Origin of the sequence: Verminephrobacter aporrectodeae subsp. tuberculatae At4, from assembly GCF_000193225.1 — a bacterium.
In the GTDB taxonomy this organism is placed as follows: domain Bacteria; phylum Pseudomonadota; class Gammaproteobacteria; order Burkholderiales; family Burkholderiaceae_C; genus Acidovorax; species Acidovorax aporrectodeae.
Window position 1 is genome coordinate 1 of record NZ_AFAL01000521.1, and the last position, 3,400, is coordinate 3,400.

3 protein-coding genes are annotated in these 3,400 nt (G+C 64.6%); 2 read left to right on the forward strand and 1 reads right to left on the reverse strand.

All coding sequences use genetic code 11. From position 1 onward, the window contains the following. Both VTU_RS27995 and VTU_RS0117725 read left to right on the forward strand, forming a co-directional pair. A partial coding sequence (locus tag VTU_RS27995) for an Ig-like domain-containing protein (protein ID WP_010106667.1) occupies positions 1-923 on the forward strand: 923 nt, incomplete at its 5' end. Positions 924-1,057: 134 nt separating this feature from the next. Further along, a complete protein-coding gene (locus VTU_RS0117725) occupies positions 1,058-2,137 on the forward strand; it encodes an Ig-like domain-containing protein (protein ID WP_010106668.1) in 1,080 nt (359 codons plus the stop codon). Between the two features lie 147 nt (positions 2,138-2,284). Here the strand turns inward: VTU_RS0117725 and VTU_RS28000 are convergent. Continuing rightward, positions 2,285-3,400 (reverse strand): SwmB domain-containing protein (locus tag VTU_RS28000; RefSeq protein ID WP_010106669.1); only part of this gene is annotated, 1,116 nt, incomplete at its 5' end.

A 3,400-nucleotide genomic window follows, 5' to 3' on the forward strand; every position in this document is an offset into this window, starting at 1 on the left:
TCACGCTCAGCGACAACCGGCTGGCAGCAGGAGAAACGGCCGAGGTCACGATTGCGTTCAGCGAGAGAGTCACTGGATTTGAGCTCGAAGACCTCGCAGTGGGCAACGGGACGCTGAGCAATCTCAGGGCCAACGCCGACGGAAGGACCTGGACGGCCACGCTGACCCCGACGGCCACGGGCGCGAAAGGAAAAGACTTCTACATCAGGCTCAACGCCGCCACAGCCAACGTGCGCGACCTGGCGGGAAATGCATTGCAGACCAGCGCCAGCAGCGCTGCCTACATCCTGGACCGCACGGCGCCCGAACTGCTCAGTATCACGATCGACGACACCGCGCTGAAAATCGGCGACCAGGCCACTGTCACCATCCGCTTTAGCGAAGCGGTTGATGGTTTTACCAAGGACCACCTGACCGTGCCCAATGGCGCGCTCAGCGCGCTGACCCGCAGTCCCGACGGTCGGATCTGGACCGGCACCCTGACCCCGGCGGCCAATACCACGGTGATCGGCAACACCATTCGCGTGCGCAATCTCGACAACGTCAAGGATGAAGTCAACAACGCCGCCATCGTCGTCAACGGCCTCGCCAGTGCCAACTACGTCGTCGACACCATTGCGCCTGTGCTGCGCAGCGCCAAGGTGAAGGGCAACCAATTGGTGTTTACCTACACCGAAGAGACCGCGCTGGACGCAAACCACAAGGCGCCCACCAGAGCCTTCACGGTGCTCGTGAACGGCGTGGTCAACTCCGTTACCGAAGTCTCCGTGAACGCAACGGCCAAAACGGTCACGCTGATGCTGACCTCTGCCGTGGAGTATGGCCAGACGGTGACCGTTTCCTACGCCCCCACACATCCCGCATGGCCGGTGGTGATAGCGCCACGCTGGACACGGCAGGCAATGCTGCGGGCGGCATGGTGAACCAAAGAGTGGACAGCTTTCCAACTGGCGAATCCACGATGCCGGAGCCTGGACCGGCACCGGCGCCTGGGCCGGCACCGGTGGTTGGAGCGGGACTGACCCCTGGACCGGCACCGGCGCCTGGGCCGGCACCGGTGGTTGGAGCGGGACTGACCCCTGGACCAGCACCGGCACCTGGAACGGGATCGGCGCCTGGAACGGGACTGGCGCCTGGACTAGCCGACACCACGGGACCCACGCTCAGCAGCATTACGCTGGCCAACACCTCCCTGACGCTTGACGAGGCCACCATCGTCACCTTCACCTTTAGCGAAGCGGTCGATGATTTTGATGCCAGGGACATCGACCTGAGCGACGCCAACGGAACGCTGGGTCAACTGAGCAGCACCGACGGTGGAATCACCTGGACGGCGGTCTTTACGCCCACGGCCAACGTCAACGCCGCGAGCAATGTGATCCGCATGGAGATGACGGGGGTGAGCGACGCCGCAGGCAACGCCGGAGTGGGCCAAGCCAGTAGCGATAACTACACGATCGATACCCGGTCCGCACACCCACTCGGAGGGCTGGACAAGAGCAAGGACACTGACCGCGACAACATAGTCGATGTCGTGGAAGACGATGCTCCCGGAATCGCCGGTTCCTTGAACGCGGTTGGTGACGGCAATGGCGATGGCATCGCGGACAGTACGCAATCCGCTGTGACGTCGACCCGTTTCATCCTGAGCCCGACGGCAGAAAGCAACCCCGGAAATGCGCCGTACACCCCGGTGACCCTGGTGGCTTGCAGCAAGGGCGGAAAAATCGACCCCGACAGCAGTGTGCGCATCACCAGCCTGGTTCAGAAGGACTCGCCGCTGAATCTGTCCCAGGAGATGCAAATGCCCATCGGGCTTACCAGCTTCCGGGTGCTGCTGGCCCGAGGCCACAGTGAGACCTTCAGCCTGTATGTGGATCCGACGTTGGGAATCAACGGTTATTGGAGGAAGGACGGCCACGGAGTCTGGGTGAACCTGGCCAGCGATCCCTATGGCGGCAAGATGGAACTGGAGGGCGATCGACTCAGGCTCGACTTCTCGATTGCCGATGGGGGCGAGTACGACGCCGATGGCAAGGCCGACGGCGTCATCACCGCCCCCGGTGGGGTGGCGAAGATGCCGCTGTCCATCGTCGGGCAGGGGTCCGACGTGGGACAGTTTGAGTCTTGGTTCTGACGAACTCGGGCAGCGTGCACGCATGCCGGCCGCTCTGGCCGCATGCGGCAGTGGCGCTGAAGCTGGGCCCGGTGTTCGGCGCCCCCGCAAGCGTTGCGCCGGTAGGCGTTGCCTCTGTCCGACAGGAGGGCAAGCCGGGGGCTGTCGTCAGAGCCAGAACCCGTCGTGTGCCATATCCGATGCCAGCCCCACGATGGACAGCGGCATATACGCTGCGGCGCCAGGGGCGGTGATGACGCCGTCGGCCTTGCCATCCATGTCGAACTGCCCACCATCGGTAATCGAGAAGTCCAGCCGCAGACGCCCGTCTTCGGTTGCCATCTTGCCGCCGTAAGGCTCGCTGGCCAGGTTCGTCCAGGTGTCGGTGTTGTTCTTGATCCAGTAGCCGTTGACGCCCGTCTCCCGGTCCACATACAGGCTGAACTTCTCGCTGCTGCCGGAGGTGTCCAGTTCGATCTCGAAGCGCAGCTGTGCGATCGGCATCTCCAGCCCCTGGGGCGACTCGGCGGGAGCGTCCTTTTGCTCCAGACTGGTGATGCGGTCGTTGTTTCCGGGGCTGACATTGCCGTCCTGGCTGTCGGCCACCAGGGTGATCGAGGTGCTGGAACCGCCGACCGCCGTGACGTTGATCGAGCCGACGGCGGCCTGTGCGCTGTCCGCGATGCCGTCTGCGTTGCCGTCGCCGGTCGCCACACCAGCGGGGCCGGTGGCCTGATTTTCCTGGGCGTTGGGAACGCCGTCGTTGTCTGCGTCCGACGCCACGTGGCTTGGTGCGGGTGGGGGTGGGGGCGTGAGGTTGTTCACGCTCTGGTCGTGGAAGTTGGCTGCGTCGTTGCCTGCCTTGTCCTGCACCACGTGGCCGGGCGTCGTGGGCTTGGTGTAGCTGACGGTCAGCACCTCACCGTTGGCCACGGCGCGGCCAAGCGTCAGGGTGACGGTCTTGGCCGCCGCGTCCACGCTGACGCTGCTGACGGGAATGGCCGTACCCGCGGCGCCGCTCACCGCAAAACCTGCAGAGCCATCCAGCGGGGTCCCGTCCAGGTCGTTGCGTTCGGTATAGCTGAGCACCAGATGGGTGCCATTGACCATGGCGCTGCTGAACACCGGGGCTGTGCTGTCCGTGAGGTTGTTCACGCTCTGGTCGCGGAAGTCGGCTGCGTCGTTGCCGGCCTTGTCCTGCACCACGTGGCCGCTCCCGGGCTTGGTGTAGCTGACGCTCACCGCCTCACCGTCGGCCACGGCGTGGCCAAGCGTCAGGGTGAC